Origin of the sequence: Pseudonocardia halophobica (assembly GCF_027922425.1) — a bacterium.
GTDB lineage: Bacteria > Actinomycetota > Actinomycetes > Mycobacteriales > Pseudonocardiaceae > Pseudonocardia > Pseudonocardia halophobica.
Window position 1 is genome coordinate 35,785 of the sequence record NZ_BSFQ01000040.1, and the last position, 22,309, is coordinate 58,093.

20 protein-coding genes are annotated in these 22,309 nt (G+C 75.6%); 2 read left to right on the forward strand and 18 right to left on the reverse strand.

The genetic code is table 11. The features are described from left to right. Window positions 1-27 precede the first annotated feature (27 nt). From PKE99_RS30870 to PKE99_RS30925, 12 genes are all read right to left on the reverse strand, one after another. Window positions 28-888: a sugar phosphate isomerase/epimerase family protein gene (locus PKE99_RS30870; protein WP_081924696.1), complete on the reverse strand. Its 861-nt coding sequence runs from the start codon at window positions 886-888 to the stop codon at window positions 28-30. Then, a complete protein-coding gene (locus tag PKE99_RS30875; RefSeq protein WP_037052978.1) occupies window positions 885-2,354 on the reverse strand; it encodes a Yip1 family protein in 1,470 nt (489 codons plus the stop codon). The genes PKE99_RS30870 and PKE99_RS30875 overlap by 4 nt, the downstream gene beginning before the upstream one ends. Further along, complete coding sequence (locus PKE99_RS30880) at window positions 2,351-3,361, reverse strand: Ppx/GppA family phosphatase (protein ID WP_037052975.1); 1,011 nt, start codon at window positions 3,359-3,361, stop codon at window positions 2,351-2,353. Before PKE99_RS30880 ends, PKE99_RS30875 begins: the two co-directional genes overlap by 4 nt. 105 nt (window positions 3,362-3,466) lie before the next feature. Continuing rightward, window positions 3,467-5,341 (reverse strand): hypothetical protein, encoded by a 1,875-nt coding sequence (locus tag PKE99_RS30885; RefSeq protein ID WP_271214947.1) that lies wholly within the window; start codon window positions 5,339-5,341, stop codon window positions 3,467-3,469. Continuing rightward, the gene (locus PKE99_RS30890) at window positions 5,332-5,955 is read right to left on the reverse strand and encodes a gas vesicle protein GvpO (RefSeq protein ID WP_156068062.1); all 624 of its coding nucleotides are present in this window, start codon (window positions 5,953-5,955) and stop codon (window positions 5,332-5,334) included. Before PKE99_RS30890 ends, PKE99_RS30885 begins: the two co-directional genes overlap by 10 nt. A 5-nt stretch (window positions 5,956-5,960) precedes the next feature. Next, window positions 5,961-6,269: a gas vesicle protein GvpJ gene (gvpJ, locus tag PKE99_RS30895; RefSeq protein WP_197040871.1), complete on the reverse strand. Its 309-nt coding sequence runs from the start codon at window positions 6,267-6,269 to the stop codon at window positions 5,961-5,963. Between the two features lie 285 nt (window positions 6,270-6,554). Beyond that, entirely contained in the window at window positions 6,555-7,916 is a 1,362-nt protein-coding gene (locus PKE99_RS30900) for an HNH endonuclease signature motif containing protein (protein WP_271214948.1), read from the reverse strand. 152 nt (window positions 7,917-8,068) lie between these two features. Further along, window positions 8,069-9,607 (reverse strand): FMN-binding glutamate synthase family protein, encoded by a 1,539-nt coding sequence (locus tag PKE99_RS30905; RefSeq protein ID WP_037052969.1) that lies wholly within the window; start codon window positions 9,605-9,607, stop codon window positions 8,069-8,071. Window positions 9,608-9,662: 55 nt separating this feature from the next. After that, on the reverse strand, window positions 9,663-10,352 hold the full coding sequence (locus PKE99_RS30910; RefSeq protein WP_037052966.1) for a response regulator: 690 nt from the start codon (window positions 10,350-10,352) through the stop codon (window positions 9,663-9,665). Window position 10,353: 1 nt separating this feature from the next. Further along, window positions 10,354-11,562 carry a sensor histidine kinase gene (locus PKE99_RS30915; RefSeq protein ID WP_037052963.1) on the reverse strand — a complete coding sequence of 403 codons (1,209 nt, stop codon included), beginning with the start codon at window positions 11,560-11,562 and terminating at the stop codon, window positions 10,354-10,356. Window positions 11,563-11,724: 162 nt separating this feature from the next. After that, entirely contained in the window at window positions 11,725-12,459 is a 735-nt protein-coding gene (locus PKE99_RS30920; RefSeq protein WP_425566508.1) for a phosphoglyceromutase, read from the reverse strand. A 41-nt stretch (window positions 12,460-12,500) separates the two neighbouring features. Beyond that, on the reverse strand, window positions 12,501-13,004 hold the full coding sequence (locus PKE99_RS30925) for a MarR family winged helix-turn-helix transcriptional regulator (protein WP_037052960.1): 504 nt from the start codon (window positions 13,002-13,004) through the stop codon (window positions 12,501-12,503). An 84-nt stretch (window positions 13,005-13,088) separates the two neighbouring features. Between PKE99_RS30925 and PKE99_RS30930 the strand changes: the two genes are divergently transcribed. Then, window positions 13,089-13,589, forward strand: a complete 501-nt coding sequence (locus tag PKE99_RS30930) for a VOC family protein (protein ID WP_037052958.1) — start codon at window positions 13,089-13,091, stop codon at window positions 13,587-13,589. Window positions 13,590-13,604: 15 nt separating this feature from the next. Here the strand turns inward: PKE99_RS30930 and PKE99_RS30935 are convergent, their stop codons facing one another. The 6 genes from PKE99_RS30935 to PKE99_RS30960 all read right to left on the reverse strand — a co-directional run bounded on the left by PKE99_RS30935 (window position 13,605) and on the right by PKE99_RS30960 (window position 21,442). After that, on the reverse strand, window positions 13,605-14,366 hold the full coding sequence (locus PKE99_RS30935; protein WP_037052954.1) for a GntR family transcriptional regulator: 762 nt from the start codon (window positions 14,364-14,366) through the stop codon (window positions 13,605-13,607). An 81-nt stretch (window positions 14,367-14,447) separates the two neighbouring features. Continuing rightward, entirely contained in the window at window positions 14,448-15,395 is a 948-nt protein-coding gene (locus tag PKE99_RS30940) for a DUF4349 domain-containing protein (protein WP_051738225.1), read from the reverse strand. Window positions 15,396-15,480: 85 nt separating this feature from the next. Next, window positions 15,481-15,951, reverse strand: a complete 471-nt coding sequence (locus PKE99_RS30945) for a type III secretion system chaperone family protein (protein WP_037053045.1) — start codon at window positions 15,949-15,951, stop codon at window positions 15,481-15,483. A gap of 32 nt (window positions 15,952-15,983) precedes the next feature. Further along, the gene (gene mshA, locus PKE99_RS30950) at window positions 15,984-17,303 is read right to left on the reverse strand and encodes a D-inositol-3-phosphate glycosyltransferase (RefSeq protein WP_197040870.1); all 1,320 of its coding nucleotides are present in this window, start codon (window positions 17,301-17,303) and stop codon (window positions 15,984-15,986) included. Between the two features lie 30 nt (window positions 17,304-17,333). After that, window positions 17,334-20,240, reverse strand: a complete 2,907-nt coding sequence (locus PKE99_RS30955) for a sacsin N-terminal ATP-binding-like domain-containing protein (RefSeq protein ID WP_051738223.1) — start codon at window positions 20,238-20,240, stop codon at window positions 17,334-17,336. A gap of 20 nt (window positions 20,241-20,260) precedes the next feature. Beyond that, window positions 20,261-21,442: a DUF3027 domain-containing protein gene (locus PKE99_RS30960; protein WP_063739885.1), complete on the reverse strand. Its 1,182-nt coding sequence runs from the start codon at window positions 21,440-21,442 to the stop codon at window positions 20,261-20,263. A 72-nt stretch (window positions 21,443-21,514) separates the two neighbouring features. Between PKE99_RS30960 and PKE99_RS30965 the strand changes: the two genes are divergently transcribed. Beyond that, window positions 21,515-22,309 (forward strand): glutaminyl-peptide cyclotransferase, encoded by a 795-nt coding sequence (locus PKE99_RS30965; protein ID WP_037052951.1) that lies wholly within the window; start codon window positions 21,515-21,517, stop codon window positions 22,307-22,309.

The following is a 22,309-nucleotide window of genomic DNA, read 5'->3' on the forward strand; positions in this document are numbered from 1 at the left end:
GCGCTCCGGCGGTGTGACGCGCGCCGCTCAGCCCTGCGGGGCGGGCTCCGGCAGGGGCGTCTGCTCCGGGATGGTCGGGATGGTCAACACCGGCGGAACCGGTGCGACCAGGTGCAGGCGCGCGTAGACCAGGGCCTCGGCCAGCATCGCCGACCGCTGGTCCCGGGTCCGGCAGCGCCGCGTGCTCACCTCCAGGACCACCACGCCCTCGCTCGCGAACCGGCCCGTCGCCAGCCGCTCGCACACCTCGGCGCAGGGCTGCGTGCCGCGCCCGGGGATCAGGTGCTCGTCCCGCGGGCCGCCGGAGCCGTCCGTCAGGTGCAGGTGGACCAGCCCGTCCCCCATGCGGTCGAGCATGGCCAGCGCGTCCGACCCGGCGGCTGCGGTGTGCGAGAGGTCGAGCGTGTAGAAGCTGTGGCCGACGGCGGTCGGGTCGAAACCGGGGGCGTAGGGCACGGTGCGGACCCGGCCCCGCGACACCGGGAACATGTTCTCGACGGCGAGCCGCACGCCCGACCGCTCCCCCGCCCGGGCCACCTCGTCGGCGAACACCGCGGCGTAGCGCCTCTGCCAGCGGAACGGCGGGTGCAGCACGACGGTCCGCGCCCCGAACCGCTCCGCGGCCGCGACGGACCGGCGGATCCGGGCGATCGGGTCCGACCCCCACACCCGCTGCGTGACGGCCAGGCAGGGTGCGTGCACGGCCAGCACCGGCACCCCGTACCGCTCCGCGAGCCGCTCGACGGCCCGGGCGTCCTGCGACACCGGGTCCGTCCAGACCATCAGCTCGACGCCGTCGTAGCCCAGCTCCGCGGCCAGCTCGAACGCCGCCGCGGCGGGCTCCGGGTAGACCGAGGCGGTGGACAGGGCGACCGGCGGGGAGGTCACCGTTCCAGGAGTACCAGGATCGCGGGCGAGACGGTCAACAGCAGGCCCACACCCACCGCGAAGGCGGTGGTGCGCAGGTCGTCGTTGCGCAGCAGGGCGCGGACCCCGAGCACCAGGCCGACCGTGATGATCACCGCGGCGGCCAGGGCGACCACCGGCAGGTTGAACCAGAGGTACCGGAAGCCGACCCAGACCGCGGCGCCGACCAGGGCGCCCGCGATCCACTGGCCGATGACGACGGCCCAGCCCTGCGGCGTGCCCTCGCCCTCCTCCTCGTCCTCCTCGTCGGGCTCGACCGGCGCACGCCTGCCCAGGCCCGCCGGGGCGTGGTAGGTGTCGTCGTCGTCCTCGTCGTCGAGGGCAGGCGCACCCAGCTGGGTGGGCGGTCCGGCGTCGTCGTCGTCCTCGTCGTGGAGGGGCGGGGCGCCGAACTGGGTGGGCGGGCCTGCGTCCTCGTCGTCGTGGACGGGCCGGCCGCCGAGCTGGATGGGCGGACCCCCGTAGACGGAGCCGAACGGGGCGGTCAGCGGCTCGTCCTGCGGCGCGCGGACGCGGCCGAGCTGCTCGGTACCCGGCTCCCCCGGTCGCCCGGGGCGACCGTTCGGGGCCCAGGGGGACCGTTCGGGTGCACCGGTACGTCCCGCCTCGGTGGGCAGGCCGACGGTGCCGGCCGACGCCGTGTTCGCGGCCCAGCCGCCCTGCGCGGGCGGGTCGGGCCGGTGGGGGGCGCGGCCGAAGTCGGGCTCGTTCGCTGCCGCGGCGGGTGGGCCGGGGCGGTCCTGGACGCTCGCGCCGGACTGGCCGGGGCCGTTCTGGCCTGGGCCGTTCTGGTTCGCGTTCTGCCAGGTGCGTGGCTGGCCGAGGCCGGTAGGGGCACCGTTCTGGGGGGCGCCGTTCTGGCTCGGGGCGCCCCGGCCGAAACCGTTCTGCGCGTCCTGTCCGGCCGGGCCGAAGCCGTTCTGGCCGGGGCGCTGCGGACCGGCCTGACCGGGACCGAAGCCGTTGGGACCGGCGCCGGGGCGCGCGAAGCCGTTCTGCGGGGCGTCGTCGTCGGGGCGGCCGAAGCCGCGCGGGGCGAACCCGCCCGGGGCCGCGCCGTTCGGCCGGGCACCCGGGCCGAACCCGGTGCCCCGGTCGTCGCCGGACTCCTCCTCGGCGTCGCGCTCGAGGCGCGGGCCGCCCTGGCGGCCGCGCTCCCAGGCGCTGCCCGCCGGCTGGGCGGTGCGCCAGGGCTCGGCGGGGGCAGCCGGGGCCTCCGGGGCCGGTTCGGCACGCCACGCCTGTGTACCGCCGTGGCGGCCGGGGACGCCCGGGCCCTCCGCAGCGGGAGGACCGCCCGCCGCCTCGGCGCCCGCGTCGTCGGCCTCGCGGCGCCGTCGACGCCGCCCGGACGCCGATCCCCCGCCGTTCTCGGCGAGCAGCTCGGCGACCGTGCGCTGTCTCGGCTGGTCGGTCTCTGAACTCATCCGCTACACCGTGCCTCGTACGACGTCAAGCGTCCAAGTGATCCGGGCGCGTCGTGCGCCGAGCGGTCGTCCCTGGTCGACCCGTCGAGGGTGTCGAGCCGCCGGAGGATCACTCCCTCGCGCAACGCCCACGGGCAGAGATCGAGTTCGGTGATCTTCAGGGCCCGCATCGCGGCCTCCGCGACGACCGCCCCGGCGACGAGCTGGTGTGCCCGGCTCGGGCTCACGCCCTCCAGCTCCGCGAGGTCCCCGGACGACATCCGGCTGATGAACGACCCGAGCTGCCGCAGCCCCGCGTGGGTCAGCACCCGCCGGGCCCGGATGCCCGCGCCGGAGGGCGCCGCACCCGTCAGGCGGGCCAGGGACCGGAAGGTCTTCGAGGTGCCGACGACCAGGTCCGGCTCCCCCAGCTTCCGCAGCTCGCGCGCGACCGGCGCGAGATCGGCGTCGACCTTCTCCCGCAGCGCCTCGACCTCGCGGCGGGACGGCGGGTCCCCGGTGAACCACTCGCGGGTCAGCCGGCCCGCCCCGAGCGGCAGCGACGCGGCCGCCGCCGGGTGCTCGTCGCGGCCCGCCGCGAGCTCCAGTGAGCCCCCGCCGATGTCGAGGCACAGCAGCCGCCCGGCCGACCAGCCGTACCAGCGGCGGACGGCGAGGAACGTGTAGCGCGCCTCGTCCTCGCCCGGCAGCACCTCGAGGGCGACCCCGGTGTCGGCGCGGACCTTCGCCAGCACGGCGGCGGAGTTCGTCGCGTCCCGCAGTGCGGAGGTGGCGAAGGCCAGCAGGTCGTCGCACCCCAGCTCGGCGGCGGAGTCCCGCGCGGTGTGCACCGCGGCGATCAGCGAGTCGACGCCGATCCTGCTCAGCGCGCCGTCCGGTTGCAGGTGCTCGGCCAGCCGCAATTCGGCCTTCTGCGAGGTCGCGGGGGTCGGGTGGCCTCCCCTGTGGGCGTCCACCACCAGCAGGTGCACGGTGTTGGAGCCGACGTCGAGCACACCCAGTCGCACGCGATCAGGTTACCGGCCCGTGCCTCCCCCGTACCCGCACCGTGACCGGACCCGCTGATCGGGTGGGCCGGGGGCGGCGGTGGCGCCGCCCCCGACGCCCGGGAATCACCCGTCGGCCGCCGCGCGCGCCTTGCCCCGACGGGACTTGCCGCCACGCGTGGACTTCGCTCGCTTCTTCGATCGCTTGGCCCCACCCTCGCCCGGGTCGTCCGTGGAGTCGGTTGCGTCCTCGGCGGCGGGGCTGTCGGCGGAATCGTCGGCGGAGTCGTCGGGACCGTCCGAGGAGCCCTCGTCCGCGGCGGCCGCGTTCAGCGCCTCGACCATCGCGTCGGCGACCACGCGAACCTCCTCGTCGGACATCCCGTCGGGATCCTCGTCGCCCTCGGCCTCGTCCTCGGCGCCCTGGTCGGCCTCGTCCTCCAGGCCCTCGTCGGCCTCGTCCTCCAGGCCCCCGTCGGCCTCGTCCTCCAGGCCCCCGTCGGCCTCGTCCTCCAGGCCCTCGTCGTCTACGTCGTCGGCACCCTCGTCGGCCTCAGCCTCGGCACCCTCGTCAGCCTCGTCCTCCAGGCCCTCGTCGTCTATGTCGTCGGCACCCTCGTCGGCGTCAGCCTCGGCACCCTCGTAAGCCTCGTCCTGCGGGCCCTCGTCAGCCTCGGCGTCCAGTTCGTCGTCGGCTTCGTACTCGGCTTCGTCCTCGACGCCCTCGTCAGCTTCGTCCTCGGTACCGTCGTCGGCTTCGTACTCGGCTTCGTCCTCGGCACCCTCGTCGGCCTCAGCCTCGACGTCCTCGTCGGCCTCGTCGTCCAGGCCCTCGCCGGATTCGTCCTCGGCACGGTCGTCCGCTTCGTCCTCGACGTCCTCGTCGGCCTCAGCCTCGACACCCTCGTCGGTCTCGTCCTCCGGGCCCTCGTCAGCCTCGTCGTCCAAGCCTTCGTCGGCTTCGTCCCCGACGCCCTCGTCAGCTTCGTCCTCGACACCGTCGTCGGCTTCGTACTCGGCTTCGTCCTCGAGGCCCTCGTCAGCTTCGTCCTCGACGGCCTCGTCCGCTTCGTCTTCCGCACCCTCGTCGGCCTCAGCCTCGACACCCTCGTCAGCCTCGTCCTCCGGGCCCTCGTCGACCTCGTCCTCCGCGCCCTCGTCGACCTCGTCCTCCGGGCCCTCGTCGACCTCGTCCTCCGCGCCCTCGTCAGCCTCGTCGTCCAGGCCCTCGCCCGCTTCGTCCTCGGCGCCCTCGTCGGCCTCGGCCTCGGCACCGTCGTCGCCCTCGGCCTCGGCACCCTCGTCGGCCTCGGCGTCCAGCGCGTCGTCGCTCTCGGCCTCGTCGTCCTCGTCGTCGACGGCTCCCGCGGCCTCGGCGTCGAGCACCCAGTCCGCGTCGGGCGGTGTCTTGTCCTCGGCGCCCCCGTCCGCCTCGGCCGCAGGCTCCTCGTCGCCCTCGGCCTCGGCGCTCTCCGCGGCCTCGTCGGCCTCCGCGTCCGCGCCCTCGTCGGCCCCGCTCTCGGGCGACTCGGTCTCGGTGTCGAGCGGGAAGATGACCTCCGGCTGGGCGTCGTCGTCCGCGCCCGAGTCCGCCGGCCCGCGCTCGTCCTGCCCGCCCCCGTCCGACGCGGCCGAGCCCGGCTCCGAGGCCGCGATGACGGCGCGGACCAGCTCCTGCTGGGCCTTGAGCAGCTTCTGCAGGGTCTCGAAGACCTCGTCGTTGAACGCGATCATCGCGTCCTGGATCCGCTCGGACGAGCCGGACGGGGCCGGTCCGGATCCAGCGGCGGGTTGTGCTGACGACATCGTCGCCTCCTCCTCGCGTGGGTGCTGTCGGGCGGGCGGATCCCCCACCGCTCGCCCGCGCCAACCCCGGGCACCGCGATCGCGGAGAAAAGACTCCGGTCGCCTCGCGAGGACGTGCCGATCAGGGGACGTGACGGGGCCGATCGGCGGGGCGGAGGCCGTGGCGGACGCCTCGGCGCCGCGCGTCACCGCCACGGCCGGTCGACCTGACCGCGCGTGTAGCGCCGGACCCGCCGGTACGACAGCAGGTCGCCGTCGGGCCGGACGAGCACCTCGTAGATCGCGAGGATGTCCGCCGAGTCCGGGATGCGGTGCGTCTCGACGACCTCGACGCCGACGCACCAGTTGCCGTCCCGCGGCTCGATCGAGACCACGCTCTCCGGGTGCCGCCCGGTCAGCACCCGGACGTGCTCCGCCGCCCGGCGTGCCACCCGGACGATGGACCCGCCCGGCCGGTCGCCGCCGGAGCCGTCGGTGCGCCCCTTCCGCGCCGCACCGTCCTGCCCGCCGGGCTCCTCCTCGCCGGGCTCCTCCTCGCCGGGCTCCTCCTCGCCGGGCTCCTCCTCGCCGGGCTCCTCCTCGCCGGGCTCCTCCTCGCCGGTCTCCTCCTCGCCGGTCTCCTCCTCGCCGGTCGCCGTACCCGTGGCCTCCTCCTCGGCGCCGTCGTCGGTGGGTTCCTCCTCCGCGGTGTCCGCGCCGTCGTCCTCCCGGACCTCCTCCGACGCCGGCGCGGCCTTCTCGGCCCGCGCGGACCTCGTCCGGGCGCTCCGTCGACGGCGCGGCGTCGTCGGGTTCTCGTCGTCGGCCATCACGCTCACCCCTCGTCCTCGGCGTCGTACCCGGCGTCGTCCTCGCCGTCCCGGTCCCCGGCGGGCAGGCGGCGCCGTGCACTCGTGCCGTACAGATACAGGCGATCGGTCGCCTCCGCGTACTGCAGGAACGTGTCGACGCTCGCGACCACGATCCGGATGTCGATCGTGAGGATCTCGAGTCCGAGCAGGGAGACCCGCACGAACACGTCGATCACGAGGCCACGGTCGAGGATGAGCTCGACGACGTCGGCGAGGTTCGAGTCGTTCCGGTGCCGGTGGACCGGTGAACCGGCCGAACGCGTGGTCGTCACGGACACGGGCCACCTCCGCTCCGGGACGTCCGGGCGCGCGCACCGGGCCGCGTCGCTCGCTCCGGGATCACACCCACCGCTGACCTGACCACGGGCTCTCCCTTCACCGGCGGAGGAGCCGGGCACCCCTCCGGGACCGGCCGTCCGGGTACCCGATCCGGTCCCGAAAGCCTCGGCGAAGCGTGGACGCTCGGCGAATTGCGACGTCTGGCGTCCACCAGGCTGCGCCGGCAGGCCGCCGAGGGAGACCGTGAATGGGCCAGGTCGACGAACGTCCGGCCTGCCTCACGCGAGGGGCCGCACAGGAAGAGGGAGCGGCCCCGTGTCACCCCACGGGCTGCAGGAGCGGGGGTGGTTTCGCCGGGGTGTCCGGCTGCGGTCGATCCAGCTCGGCGGGAGGAACTCGGGCAGCCCGTCGACCATCCGGACTTCCCAGTGGGAGTGGTGGATCAGCCGGTGGTGGACGGTGCAGAGCATGACGAGGTTGCCCAGGCTGGTCGGGCCGCCGTGTTGCCATTCGCGCACGTGGTGGATGTCGCACCAGGAGGGTGGGCGGTCGCAGCCGGGGAAGGCGCAGCCGCGGTCGCGCACGGTCACGGCGCGGCGCAGCCCGTCGGGGACGGTGCGGGAGAGGCGGCCGATGTCGAGTGGAACGCCGGTGCCGTCGAGGACGACGGGGATGACCGCCGCGTCACACGCCAACTGACGCAGGGTCTGCGGGGTGAGCTGGCCGCCGAACTCCAGCGAGGCGCTCGCCGCGCGGCGCTCCAGGTCCTCCAGCCGCACCGTGACGGTCAACTGGGGTCGGCGGCCGCCGGTCTCGGGCAGCCGCCCGCGGGACAGCACCTGGGCGCACACCTCGGCGAGGGCTTCGGCCTGCCGCTCGGCGGCACTGCGTTGGTCGTCGGCGTCGCGCGGGGCGGCGCCGGCATCCACGGCGGCGGCGATGGCGTCGAAGAGTGCGGCGTCGTCGTAACGGCCGGACAGTTTGCCGCCGGGGCGGGTGCGGAAGCGCGAGAGCCGCAGTTCGTTGAGCTGCGCGGGTGGGGTGTCGTCGGGTTCGGCGCCGTCCTGGTCGAGGAGCTCGAGGAGCTGGGTGCCCCAGGTGTGCAGCTCGGAGGGCGTGGAGATCGCGGCTTTGGCGGCCAGTTGCACCTCGGCGCCGGCCCAGGTCTCGGGGTCGAGTCGGCGGGCGGGGCCGCCGTCGAGCAGCCGGGCGATGACCTCGACGTGGCGGAGGGCGGCCTCGCCGGAGGCGAACACGGTCGCGGTGGCGGGCAGCCGGGCGGGCAGGGCCGTGCCGTCGAGCCCGATCTCCTCACAGACGTGCTCCGCGGCAATCACACGGCGCCGGGCTTCGAAGCGTTCCCATCCGAGTAGGTCGGAGAGCGCGCCGGTGGGCGAGCGGTAGCCGCGCTCGGAGAAGGTCCCACGCCGGTGCAGGTCCCGGAGCGCGTCGACCATCGCCCGGTCCAGGCTCCGTCGGGCCTCCTGTAGGCGTTGAGCCCGGCGATCACGTCGTCGGCAGCAGCGTGGGGTCCGGCGGCATCGGCCAGCTGCGCGATCGCCTCTCGAAGGCGGTCGCGCGCGGTGCCGACGGGCCCTGCGTCCATGTCTCGATTCTACGAGAACATGTGTTCGAAAGATCGGCCATCATCGCAGTTCAACGACCGCTTGCCGCTCGGCCGCATGACTGATGCGGACCGTCGAATTCGGACCGACCACTCGTCGCATCCCGCTCGCCGTTCCTCGCGAGAGCGCAGAACCATGGCGTCCCCGGGACGGCGGCGTCCGGGCGGTCAGCTGGGAGCGGGCCGGCCCTTGCGCAGCAACGCGACGATCTCCTCCTGGTCCGGGCCCGACGGCAGCCCCCAGCCCGGCCGGTAGTCGTACACCTCGCCCAGGCCCCGGGCGACGGTCTGGCCGTCGAGGATCTCGACGTCGTCCGTGGTGATCAACGCGGGATGCTCGACGCCCGCGGCCTCGGCGACCTTGCCCAGGTCGCGGCGCAGGGTCAGGACGTAGTTGGCCAGCCGCGCCGACTTGAGCGTCGGATCGAGGCCGTGGGCCAGCCAACGGTTCTGCGTGGCGACCCCCGTGGGGCAGGTGTCCGTGTGGCACTTCTGGGCCTGGATGCAGCCGATGGCGAGCATGGCCTCGCGCGCGACGTTGACCATGTCGACCCCGAGCGCGAACGCGACGACGGCGTTGTCCGGCAGCCCGAGCTTCCCCGCCCCGACGAAGACCACCTGCTCGTGCAGGCCGCGCAGCGCGAACTCCCGGTACACGCGGCTGAACCCGAGCCGGAACGGCAGCGCGACCGAGTCGGTGAACACCAGCGGGGACGCGCCGGTGCCGCCCTCGCCGCCGTCGACGGTCACGAAGTCGACCCCGCGCCCGGTCCGGGTCATCAGGTCGGTGAGCTCCGTCCAGAACTCCAGGTCGCCGACGGCGGACTTGATCCCCACCGGCAGGCCGGTCTCGTCGGCCAGCATCTCGACCCAGTCCAGCAGCTCGTCCGTGTCCCGGAACGCCGTGTGCCGCGAGGGGCTCACGCAGTCCTTCCCGATCGGGATCCCGCGGACCGCGGCGATCTCCGCCGTGACCTTCACCCCGGGCAGCAGTCCGCCCAGACCCGGCTTGGCACCCTGGCTCAGCTTGATCTCCAGCGCCCGCACCGGTGCCGCGGCGACGCCGTCCTTGAGCCGCTGCAGGTCGAACCGGCCCTGCTCGTCGCGGCAGCCGAAGTAGGCGGTGCCGATCTGCCAGACCAGCTCGCCGCCGCACCGGTGCTGCGCGGCGATCCCGCCTTCGCCCGTGTTCTGCAGGCACCCCGCGGCCGCCGCCCCGCGGTTGAGCGCCTCGATCGCCCGGCCGGACAGCGACCCGTAGCTCATCCCGGAGATGTTCACGGCCGAGTCGGGCCGGAAGGCCGCGCGCCGGCCGCGGGCGGCGCCGAGGACCTTCGCACACGGCAGCCACACCGAGTCGTCGCCCTGGGGGTGCGGGTGCGCGGGCGCGGTCCGGCCGAACGTGCGGTGCTTGATGATCACGTAGCCGGGGGTGTGCTCGACGTCGTTGTCGGTGCCGAACCCGAAGTAGTTGTTCTCGAGCTTGGCCGACGCGTAGACCCACCGGCGCTGGTCCCGGCTGAAGGGGCGCTCCTCGTCGTTGCCCGCCACGACGTACTGGCGCAGCTCCGGCCCGACCGCCTCGATCAGGTACCGGCCGTGGCCGAGCACCGGGAAGTTCCGCAGCAGCGCATGCCGCCGCTGGACCAGGTCGTGCGCCGCGATGCCCAACCCGGCCGCCCACGGAACCCACCGGCCCCATCCCACGGAGCGAAGTGTGCACCGTCCGGGGGCGGTCCGCAGATCCTGCGGACCCGGACCCTCAGCTCTCGAACTTGTACCCCAGCCCCCGCACCGTCACGAGGTGCTGCGGGGCGCTGGGGTCCTTCTCCACCTTGGCGCGCAGGCGCTTGACGTGGACGTCGAGGGTCTTGGTGTCGCCCACGTAGTCCGCGCCCCACACCCGGTCGATGAGCTGGCCGCGGGTGAGCACCCGGCCGGCGTTGCGCAGCAGGTACTCGAGGAGGTCGAACTCCTTGAGCGGCAGGGCGACGTCCGTGCCGTCGACCGACACCACGTGCCGCTCGACGTCCATGCGAACCGGGCCCGCCTCGAGCACGCCGGCGCCGTCGGCGTCGCCGGTGCCGTTCTCGCCGCCGCGGCGCAGGACGGCGCGCACCCGGGCGATGAGCTCGCGGGCGGAGTACGGCTTGGTCACGTAGTCGTCGGCGCCCAGCTCCAGGCCGACGACCTTGTCGATCTCGCTGTCCCGTGCGGTCACCATGATCACCGGGACGGCCGAGCGCGAGCGCAGGGCCTTGCACACGTCCGTGCCGCTCATGCCGGGGAGCATGAGGTCGAGCAGCACGATGTCGGCGCCGTTGCGGTCGAACTCCTCGAGGGCCTCCTGGCCGGTCGTCGCGACGGCGGCGGTGAAGCCCTCCTTGCGCAGCAGGAACGCGAGCGGGTCGGCGAAGGACTCCTCGTCCTCGACGATCAGCACCCTGGTCATCTCATCCTCCAGCTCGGCCGGTCGCCCCGGCCGGGTCTCGGTCGGTGGCCGGGTCCACCGCGTGGTCCTCCGGGGAGGAGGCCGGCACGGCGGCACCGGTGGCGGGGAGCCGCATGGTGAAGGTCGATCCGGTGCCGGGGCGGCTCCACAGCCGCACCTCGCCACCGTGGTTCGCGAGGACGTGCTTGACGATCGCCAGGCCGAGCCCGGTGCCGCCGGTCGCGCGGGAGCGGGCCGGGTCGACCCGGAAGAACCGCTCGAACACGCGGACCTGGTGCTCCGGCGCGATGCCGATGCCGCGGTCGGTCACGGCGATCTCGACCCAGCCGTCCTCGAGCCGGCGGGACACCGAGACCGACGCGTCGGGCGGCGAGTAGGCCACGGCGTTCTCGAGGAGGTTCGACAGGGCCGTGACCAGCAGCGTCCGGTCCCCGGCCACCTCGAGGCCGGAGGGCTCGTCGACGGTGATCTCGATGCCGGCCGACTCGGCGGAGAGCCGCGAGCGGCCGAGGGCCTCGGCGACGACGTCGTCGACGTCCACGTCCTCGAGGTCGGGCAGCGCCTCGGCCCCGGTCAGCCGGGACAGCGCGATCAGCTCGGTGACGAGCGCGCCGAGCCGGGTCGACTCGCGCAGGATCTTGCCGGCGAAGCGGTTCACCGACTCGGGGTCGTCGACCGAGTCGAGCACCGCCTCGGCCAGCAGCCCGACCGCGCCCACCGGCGTCTTCAGCTCGTGGCTCACGTTGGCCACGAAGTCCCGCCGGGTGGCCTCGAGGCGCACGGCGTCGGACATGTCCGCGGCCTCGACGAGGGTGAACCCGTCGCCCAGGGGCCGCACCACGGCGACAACGGCGGCGGGCTGGCGGCCGCGCACCTCCAGCGGGGCGAGGTCCACCTCGACGTCGGTCGAGCCCTCGAGCACCTTCTGGCAGGCCGCCCAGGCGCGGGGGTCGGGCCGGCCGGCCCGGACCACGCCGAGCTCGGCGGACCGCCGGTTGTGCAGGACGACGTCGCCGGTGCCGGAGAGCACGGCGAGCCCGGAGCCGGTCGACCGGAAGACGCGCTGGAGGAGCTCGGCCAGCGTCGGCACCCGCCGGCCGTCCGGCCGGGGCCGGGCGGGCCGGGCGCGGCGGCGGCCGATCAGGACACCGGCCCACAACCCGGCGGCGAGGGCGACGGCGACCAGCACGACGGACGCCACTGCGTTCACACCGGCATCGTAGGCGGCCCGACCAGGGCCGACGCCAGCTCCACGGGCCCCGAGTGAGCCGCCTGACTACCCGGACGAGGAGTTTTCCGCCCCCGTTCACGGCCCGTTCACCCCACGGGGGAGGGACCGGCTCAGCTCCGATGTTCGCTCCGCAAGCTCCGCTCAGCGGCCCTGGTTCGCGACCCCCTGGATGGCCTCCTCGGCCGCCTCCGGGTCGAGGTACTCACCGCCGGGCACCGTGGGCTTCAGGTCGTCGTCGAGCTCGTAGCGCAGCGGGATGCCGGTGGGGATGTTGAGCCCGGCGATGTCGGTGTCGGAGATGCCGTCGAGCTCCTTGACGAGCGCGCGCAGCGAGTTGCCGTGCGCGGCGACGAGCACGACCTTGCCCGCGCGCAGGTCGGGCACGATCGCCTCGTCCCAGTACGGCAGCATCCGCGCCACGACGTCGGCGAGGCACTCGGTCAGCGGGGCCTGGATGCCGGAGTAGCGGGCGTCGCCGTCCTGCGACCACTCCGAGCCCTTGTCGATCGGCGGCGGCGGCACGTCGTAGCTGCGCCGCCAGACCATGAACTGCTCGTCGCCGAACTCCTCGCGGATCTGCTTCTTGTCCTTGCCCTGCAGCGCGCCGTAGTGGCGCTCGTTGAGCCGCCAGTCGCGGCGGACCGGGATCCAGTGCCGGTCGGCGACGTCGAGCGCGAGGTTCGCGGTGTTGATCGCCCGGCGCAGCACCGACGTGTGCACGACGTCCGGGAGCAGGCCCTTCTCCTTCATCAGCTCGCCGCCGCGGCGGGCCTCGGCCTCGCCGACCTCCGAGAGCGGGACGTCGACCCAGCCCGTGAAGAGGTTCCTCAGGTTCCAGTCGCTCTGACCGTGGCGCAGCAGCACGAGTGTGGGCATGCGCGACAGCTTGCCAAACGGGTGCGGGTCGGCGCTGTCCGTCAGGCCTGTCGGTCCGGGCACACTCCGGGCAACGGCACCGCCTCGGGATCCCGGGTGAGCCGGCCGAGCATCGCGCGGGCGATCTCCTCGAGCTGGGTGACCTGCTCGGGGCTCAGCGCGTCGAACAGGTTCTCGCGGACCGTCCGGACGTGTCCCGGGGCCGCCGCGCGCAATGCCGCGTACCCCTCCTCGGTGAGGGTGCAGAAGGTGCTGCGCCGGTCGTCCGGGCAGGGACGGCGGCACACCCATCCCTTCCGCTCCAGCCGGGTCACGGCGTGGCTGAGCCTGCTCTGGCTGCTCTGCGTGGCCGCGGCCAGCTCGCTCATCCGCAACGTGTGCTCGTGCGCGTCGGAGAGCATCGCGAGGATCAGGTAGTAGGCGTGCGGCATGCCCGACTCGCGTTGCAGCTGCCGGTCGAGCGCACCGTCGAGCAGCGTGGTGGCCGCGACGTACGCCAGCCACGCCCGCAGCTCGGCGGGTGAGAGCCAGCGGGTGTCGTCCATGCGGACGAGCGTACGCCGATTCGCTTGAACATTCATCTGTCGGCAGGCTACGGTGTGATTGAAGTTTCACAGAAAGGCAGGCCCATGCCCGTCCAGCGCCTCAACCACGCCGTGCTCTACGTCCGCGACGTCGACCGTAGCGTCGCCTTCTACACCGAGGCCCTCGGCTTCCGGGTCGTCTCGTCCGTGCCCGGACGGGCGGCGTTCCTGCAGGCGGAGGGCTCGTCCAACGACCACGACCTCGGCCTGTTCGGGATCGGTGCGACCGCCGGGGACACCACGGCCGGTCACGGCGCCGTCGGCCTCTACCACCTGGCGTGGGAGGTCGACACCCTCGCCGAGCTCGACCGGATCCGCGGCGTGCTGCGCGAGCACGGCGCGCTCGTCGGCGCGTCGGACCACGGCAGCACCAAGGCGCTCTACGCGAAGGACCCGGACGGGCTGGAGTTCGAGGTCAGCTGGCTGGTGCCGGCGGAGCTGCTCGGCCCGGACACCGGGATGCGCACCGGGCCGCTCGACCTCGAGGGCGAGATCGCGCGCTACGGCGCCGGGACCCGGGGCGGGGTCGGCGTCTCCGTGCCGTGACGGAGCCGTGACGGGTCAGCTCGCCGGCGCGCCGACGAGGTAGCCGTCCCGGGCGCTGAACTGCGCGGTCAGCGTGAACCGGTCGCCGCGGACGAGCGTGTGCCGCCACTCCACGGCCCGCCCGGCGGAGCTGCCGAGGCGCTCGATCGCGAGCGCGGCCACCCCGGCGTCGACCCCCAGCAGGCGGCGCTCCTCGGCCGTCGGGACGACCGCGCGGATGTTCTCGCGGCCGCCCGCGACCCGGATCCCGCAGAGCCGCTCCAGCTCGGGGTAGACGCCCGTGTGGGTGAAGTCGACGTCGAGCAGCGGGGCCGCGACCTCCTCGGGCAGCCACACCCGGTCGACGGCCAGCGGCTCGCCCTCCGCGAGCCGCAGCCGCTCGAGGTGCACCAGCGGCGTCGACTCCTCCAGCCCGAGCCGCGCCGCGACGACCCCGTCCGCCCGGACGTCGAGCGTCCGGACGACGCTGCGCTGCTCGCGGCCGGTCGACTCGACGGCGGAGAAGAGGCTGTAGAGCGAGCCGAGCTGCTGCTCGATCTCCAACGGCGCGGCCAGCCGCGGTGCCCGGCCCCGCCCGGCCACGACGACGCCCTCCTCGCGCAGCCGCCGCAGCGCCTCGCGCACGGTGTGCCGGCTGACCCCGTACTCGCCGACGAGGGCGAGCTCGCCGGGGAAGGAGTGGTCGAACTCGTGCGCGTCGAGCCGCGCGCGCAGGTCCGCCAGCAGCTGGGCCCACAGCGGCTCGGCACCCTTGCGCACCAGGGGGCGCGCGGCCATCGCGTCCTCCCGGATCGACCGTCGGCGTTCGACCGAGGGTAACCCGCGGGTGACGGGGCCCGGCCGGGGAGGCAGCCGGTCTCACCCCGCTCCGGGGGCGTCCGCGGGCGGCGTCGGCCGGCGGCGGTGCCGGTACACCCGGCGGCCGAGCAGGACGAGCCCGGCGAGGACGACCACCACCGGCAGCATCGGCACCGCGAACCCGAGCGCGGCCAGCGACACCCGGCCGATCGCCCGCAGCCCCTCCCAGCCGACGGCGAGGCCGCCGAGGAAGCCCGACGGACCGGGGCCGGCCACCGGCGGGACCGCCAGCAGCGCGACCTCGACGGTCGCCAGCGCCACCTGGTCCTGCAGCACCGCGAGCCGCCGTTGCAGCGACTCCAGGTCGGCCTCGCGCGCGGCCAGCTCGGACTCGATCGAGACGATCTCACCGATCGTCGTCGCGCGGTCGAGCAGCGCGCGGACCCGCGCGACGCTCGCCCGTTGCGCCGCGACGCGCCCCTCCAGGTCCGCGACCGGGGCGCTGACGTCCTCGGCCCGGCTCGTGCGGGAGGTCACGGTCCCGAGACCGGCGAGGCGCTCGGTGACGGCGTCGAGGCGGTCGGCCGGCACGCGCAGGGTGAACCCGGCCGAGCCGCTGCCCGCGCGCTCGTCGGCCACGAACCCGCCGGCGGCGGCGGCCGCGCGCCGGACCTCGGCGGCCGCGGCCACGGGGTCGCCGACCTGCACGGCCAGCTCGGCGGTGCGGACGACGTCGCGTCCCGGGGCGACGTCGGTCAGCGGGGCGGTCCCCGGCGCACCGGCGGCGGCGCCCGCGGAGTCGGCCGGCGGGACCGAGCGAACGGACCCGGGGGCGGACTCACTGCTCGACGCGGGGCCTCCGTCGGGCGCCACCGCGATCCCGGGCCGGGCCGTGCTCTCCGTCGATCCCGACGCACCGCCGGTCTCCCGCAGCGCCACGCCCGTCACCACCGACGCGGACGCCAGCACCACCACGCCCGCCGCCACCCAGACCGCCCACCTGCGCATCTCCCGCCCTCCTCCGTCGTCGGAAGGAGGACGGACGACAGCCGCGATCCGGTTGCACGCGCCCCTGAGCCGGGCGAGCGGGGCCTCAGTCGATGAGGTGCTCGAAGGCCTTGAGGTTGGCCAGCGACTCGCCCCGCTCCGTCCGCCACGCGTACTCGCGGCGGATGGAGGTGGCGAAGCCGAGCTCGAGGAAGGTGTTGAAGTCGCCGTCGGCGGCCTCGAGAACCTGGCCGAGGACCCGGTCGAGCTCGTCCGCGCTCACGGCGACGAACGGGATCCGGCCGACCAGGTGGATGTCGCCGACCCGGTCGAGCGCGTAGTGCACGCCGTAGAGGCGGGCGTTGCGCTGCAGCATGAAGCGGTAGACGCCCTCGTGGTTCTCGTCCGGCTGACGGCAGACGAAGGCCTGCACGAAGACGGTCTGCTCCCGCACGACCAGCCAGGTCGGGGTGTTGAGCCGGTTCGTGCCCTCCAGCGTGACGAGGTACTGGCCCGCCTCGCGCCGGTGGTACCCGACCTCCAGCTCGTCGAGCGCCTTCCCGACCGCCGCGTCGATCTCGGCGGGATCCGTCTTCTCCGTCGCTGCGCTCACCCCTCGATGATGCCCGCGACCAGCCGGTCCCGCAGCCGGGCCCGGTACTCGCGGGTGGCGTCGGCGTAGGTGGCCAGCAGGGCGTCCGTGGTGCGCTCCCAGGAGAACTCCCGGGCGTGCGTCACGGCGCCGCGGGCGAGCCGCTCGCGGCGGGCGGGGTCGAGCGCGACGGCGGCCAGCGCGGAGGCCCACTGCCCGGCACCGTGGCCGGGGACCAGCAGCCCCGACCGGCCGTCGGCGACGGCCACCGGCAGGCCCCCGACGTCGGCCGCGACGACCGGGGTCCCGCACGCCTGCGCCTCCAGCGCGACCAGCCCGAACGACTCGTTGTGGCTCGGCACGGCGATGACGTCGGCGGCCCGGTAGACCCGCCCCAGCGCCGGTCCGGCCTGCGGGGGCAGGAACCGCACGACGTCCGTGATGCCCAGGTGTGCGGCCAGCTCCTGCAGGGCGGTCGGCTCGGTCAGCCCGCTGCCCGACGGGCCGCCGACGACCAGCACGACCAGCCGCTCGCGCAGCGCGGGGTCGCGGCGGAGCATCTCGGCGGCGGCCCGGAGCAGCACGTCCGGGGCCTTCAGCGGCTGGATCCGCCCGACGAACCCCAGCACGACGGCGTCGTGCCGCAGCCCGAGCGCCTCCCGCGCCTCGCACCGGGAGGCGGGGCGGAAGCGGTCGAGGTCGACGCCCGGCGGGATGGCGACCGTACGCAGCGGGTCGGCCTCGCACAGCTCGACGAGCTGGCGCACCTCGGTGTCGGTGTTCGCGACGAGCCGGTCCGCCTCCGCCACCACCTGGTCCTCGCCGATCACGCGGACCATCGGCTCCGGCTGGTCGCCCTCCGCGAGCGCGGCGTTCTTGACCCGGGCGAGGGTGTGCGCGGAATGCACCAGCGGCACGCCCCAGCGGTCCCGGGCGAGCCACCCGACCTGGCCGGAGAGCCAGTAGTGGGAGTGGATCACGCCGTACCAGCCGGGCTCGTGGTGCGCCTCGGTGCGCAGCACGCCGGCGGTGAAGGCGCACAGCTGCCCGGGCAGGTCGTTCTTGCCGAGGCCCTCGAACGGCCCTGCCGCGATGTGCCGGACGAGCACCCCGGGAGCGAGCTCCGCGACCGGCGGCTGCTCCGACGACGTGGCCCTGGTGAAGATCTCGACGGGGATGCCGCGCTGCGCCATGCGCGTGGCGGTCTCGGAGATGTAGACATTCATCCCGCCGGCGTCGCCCGTGCCGGGCTGCTCCAGCGGGGAGGTGTGGACCGAGAGGATGGCGACGCGTCCCCGGACGGGCGGGGGCGTGTGCGAGTCGGCTCGGTTTCTCACATGCTTCTTCCTAGCACGAGGGCGGGGTGGTCACCCGTCCTCGCCGACCCGTCCGGCCAGGGTCAGCAGGGCCCGCACGGCGTCCGCGGCGTGCACCCGTCCGGCCGCATCGATCCAGGTCGGGACGCTCCGGCGGCCCCTCCCGGGGCGGCTGAGGTCGACCTCGAGGGTGTCGTGCAGCCACAGCTCACCCACGGGGACCGGCAGGCCCGCTGTGCGGCAGGCCACCACCACCTCGGGCAGGGCCGACCAGCGCACCGGCCGCCCGTCGCCGACGACCTCCCCCGCCACCACGTCGGAGGCGAGCGGCAGGTCCAGGATCTCGGCCAGCGCGTGCGGCTCCCCGCCGACGATCAGGTCGTGTGCCGGCAGCACCGCGGCGGCCCACGGCGCGTCGAGCACCACGGCCGCGTCGACGCTCACGACCGTGCCCGCGAGCGAGCGGACCCGGTCGGGAAGGTCGAGCGCGTCGACGTCGACGGCCCCCTCCGCGACGGCCGCGGCCAGCACCGCGTGTGCGTCGGCCGCGAGTGCGGCGTCGACGGTGCGCCCGCCGTCGGCGAGCCGGTCGAGCAGGTCCGCGGCCTCGTCCGTGGTCCCGACGGCCAGCTCCGCGCGGACGCCGATCGCGGCGAGCAGGCGCTCGTCGAGCCCGGCCGGGACCGGGTCGTAGAGGCCCGCGAGGCGCTCGGCGCCCGGCAACCGCCAGTGCCCGGGCTCGTGCCCGCCGAGCAGGGCGTTCCGGGCGAGCCACCAGCCGGTGTAGCCGCCCGGCTCCAGCACGGCGGCCCGCGTCTCCGGGCGGCCGGCGAGCAGCGCCAGCGCGGCGGGCCAGGCGTCGTCGGCGACCAGGTCGAGGTCCCGGACCCCGGTGACCCGGGTGGGTTCGGCGCCCTCGTCCCACCAGAGGTCCTCGTCGTGCAGGTCGTGGTCCGGCCCCGTCGGCTCGTCGTCGACGACGACGGCGAACCCGTCGAGCACCCCGGACGCGACGAGCGCCTCCCGCGGGATCCGCGCGGCCCACGCCGGGTCGAGGACGCCGATCGGCGCCTCCGCGTCGAACAGCGGCCGGACCGCGGCGTCGGGGAGCATCAGCTCGTCGGCGCGCGACGGCAGGCCCTCCGCGTCCGGGAGCGCGAGCGCACCGAACCCGGGCGCGACGGTGACGGCGAGCAGGCCGAGCACGGCCTCGGCGAGGGGCGCGGTGTCCAGGCCGGCGTCGGCGTCGTCGAGCGAGCGGTCGACGGCCTCGCGCAGCGCGGGATGGTCGAGCAGCGCACCGGGATCGGTGGCGGTGGCCCCGAGCCGCTCCAGCAGCGGGTGGACCGCGTCCGGATCGGCGACGTGCAGGCCGGGCAGGGCGAGCTCGGCGACGGCCCGGGTGCCGGTGTCGAGGCCGGACCCCGGGAGCAGGACGCTCGGCGGACCGGCGACCAGGCGCCCGTCGAGCAGCGGGACCGGGAGGGCGCGCAGCTCCTCGGTCAGCCCGGGCACGGTCTCGACGGCGGGCTCCAGGGCGGCGTACAGCCCGCACCACCAGCGCGGCTCCCGCTCCACGCCGTGCAGCCGCTCCGCCAGGCCGGCGGCGCCGACCCGGCCGACCCCGAGCTCGCCGAGCGCCACCGACTGCCGGGGCTCGACGGCGGCGAGCCGCCCGAACGCGGGATCGGCGGCGGCGAGCAGGGCGGGCAGGTCCGGGGCGCCGGGCAGGTCGAGCCATTCGGCGCGACGCGGCACGAGGTCTGCGGTTTCCGATGGGGCCCCGGGGGTCGCGGCGGGCAGCCAGGCGCCCTCGGCCAGGGCGTCGACGACGGCCGCGCGCAACCGGCCGTCGAGCTCGGAGAGCGGGAAACCGGGCGCGGGCACGAGGTCGAGCCGGCGCTCGGGAGCGACGGCCCGGACAAGGTCGAGGTAGGCCGCGGCGGCCGCGGCGAGCACCGCGTCCGCGGTGGGTCCGGTCCGGACGCGGCGCCGGTCCGGGTCCAACGGCAGGTCGGCGATCAGCCGGGCGGGCAGCCCGAGCCGCTCGACGGCGGCCGTCGGCGCGTGCAGGACCTCACCGGAGTCCGGGCCGAGCGGGGCGGGCTCGCCCAGGACGTCGACCGGCAGCGCCCAGCAGACCCCGCGCTCGCGGCGGTACCGCTCCTCCACCGCCGCGCCGGGCTCGGTCGTGACGCTGCTGCGGACCACGCGGAAGCGCCGGTCGCCGACGATCGTGATCCCGTCGACCTCCTCGCGCCGCAGCACCGTGGGCTCCCCGGCCGGCGGCGCGAGGACGACCTCGGCGAGGTCCGGCAACGCGAGCAGGAGGTCCGGGGCCGCGGCGCGGGCGCGTTCGAGCAGGTCGGCGGGGTCGAGGCCGGGGCGCACCGGGAGCCGGACCTCGGTGGCGTACCCGGCGGGCGGGCCCGGCTCGTCGGGCTCGACGGGCCAGACCAGGCGCAGCACGGGCACGTGCCCGCCGCGCCGGGTCAGCTCGGCGGCGGGGCCGGGCAGCTCGCGCACGGCGGCGGCGGTGTCGGCCGCGGAGAACTGCACGCCGGTGCCGGGCGCGATGGCCAGACGGGGAGCGTCGGAGACCGGGAGCACCGCCGCGAAGCCGACGCCGAAGCGCCCGGCCGCGCCGGGGTCGTCGCGTTTGGCGGAGGCGCGCAGCGAGGCGAGCGCCGCGACCCCGTCCGCATCGAGCGGGGCGCCGGTGTTCGCGACGCGCAGTTCCCCGGCGACCGCGGTGAGGTGCAGCCGGCCGGGCACACCGGCGGCGCGCGCGGCGTCGGCGGCGTTCTGGGCGAGCTCGACGAACCAGGTCTCGGCGTAGCCGCCGAGGACGAGGTCCTCCTCCGCGTTGGCGTCCTCGCGGAAGCGGGTCGGCGAGTCGGACCAGGCCGCGAGCAGCGCGGCGCGGAGCGGGGCCGTGCCGAACGGATCCGTGCCCACGAGATCCGCGGGGGCCTCGATCAGGAGGTCACGCCCTCGTCGGACCCGGGGGACGCGGGGGACGCGGCCTCGGCGGTGTCGGCGGTGTCGGCGGCGGCGGTGTCGGCAGCGGTCTCGGCGGTGGCGGCCTCACCAGCGGCCCCGACCACCTCGTCCGGCGCCGCGACCTCCTCCACCGCCTCGTCCGTGTCGGTCACGGCGGCGGTGGCGGCGGGTGCCTCGGCGGCGTCGGCGACCGCGGCGGGCGCGTCTGCGGCCGCGGGCGAGACGGCCTCCTGCGGCGTCTCCTCCTCCACGACCACCCCGGTGTCGGCGGCCTCGGCGGTCGCGGCCTCCGTGGCGGGCGCCTCGGCCGGTGCATCGGCGGCCGGCTCGGCCTCCGCCTCCGCCGGCGCCGCGGTGCCAGTGGAGATCCGCTCCAGGTCCACCCCGTCGTCGTAGACCAGCGCGGAGACGTGGACCGGCGAGCCCTGCTCCACCTTCAGCTCCGAGTGCGCGCCGCACCCGAACTCCACGGAGACGACCGAGCCGTCGGCCGGCGAGTACTCGTTGGCGCACGCCCCGAACCCGGCGCGCAGCGACCCGGCGAGCGGGGTGAAGAAACCGCAGGTCGCGCACACCTCGGTGGCCGCGCGGGCCATGTCGGAGCCCGGGCCGCGGACGTCCCGCCAGCGCTCGGCGGCCTCGAGCCGGCCCTCCCGGCTGAGCACGCGGGTGCGGCCGAGCCCGATCTCGACCGCGACCTCCTCGACGGCCGGGTCGTCCGACTGCACGTAGGCGGGGACGAGCCGGGAGTCCTCCGGCTCGGTCGGCAGCAGGTCGCCGGGACCGAGGTCGCCGGGGCGGACCCGCTCCTGCCACGGCACCCAGGCCGGCGCGACCATCGCCTCGTCGCCCGGGAGCAGCACGACCTCGCTGACGGTCACCGGCCCGTCCGCGAGGGCGGCGAGCGTGACCGACCAGTGCCAGCCGTGGTAGCCGGCGAGGTCGGCGGCGAAGTGGTGGCTCACCGAGACCTCGTCCTCGACCACGTACCCGAGGTACTCGCCGACCGCCGCCGCACCGGCGTGCTCGCCGATGTCCGCCGAGGCCTCCTCGACGGCGGCGGTGCGGGCGCGCTCGACTGCCCCGGCCAGCGGGCCGGGCACGGCGGGGGCGTCCGCGGGGCTGGTCTCGGGGTCGATCCCGGTGATCGCGCTCATCGGGTCGATTGTGCCACCCGGGCCGGGCGCGTCGGAGCGCCGTCCCTGCACCGTGCGGCAGGATCTCGGGCGATGCGACGGGTGCTGCTGGGACTGGTCGCGGCGGTCACCGCCGTGACGGCGGGCGTGGCCGCCTGCGCCGCCGCGACCCCGCCCGAGGCGCTCGGCTCCGCCGCGGCCGTCCGCCCGGTCGTACTCGCCGAGGTGCCGCACGACCCGACCGCCTTCACCCAGGGCCTGGAGCTCTCCCCCGACGACCCGGGAACGCTCTACGAGGGCACCGGCCTGGCCGGCCACTCCCAGCTCCGCGAGCTCGACGCCGCCACCGGCGCCGTGCGCCGGGCCGTCCCGCTGCCCGGCAGCCTGTTCGGCGAGGGGATCACCGTCGTCGGACCGTCGATCTGGCAGCTGACCTGGCAGGACGGGGTGGCGCTGGAGTGGGACCGGGCCACCTTCACGCTGCGGCGGCAGGTCCCGGTCGGGGGCGAGGGCTGGGGCCTCTGCGCCGAACCGGGCCGGCTCGTCCGCTCCGACGGCACCGACCGCCTGCGCTTCCACGACCCCGCGACCTTCGCCGAGACAGGTTCGGTCGCGGTCACGCTCGACGGCGCCCCCGTCACGGAGCTCAACGAGCTGGAGTGCGTCGGCGGCGCGGTGTGGGCGAACGTGTGGCGTACCGACCGGGTCGTCCGCATCGACCCGGCGACGGGCGCCGTGACGGCCGTCGTCGACGCGTCCGGGCTGCTCGACCCGGCCCGCCGGGCGGAGACGGACGTGCTCAACGGCATCGCCCACCTGAGCGGCGACGAGTACCTCCTCACGGGCAAGCTCTGGCCCGCCGCGTTCCGCGTCCGGCTACCCGGGTGA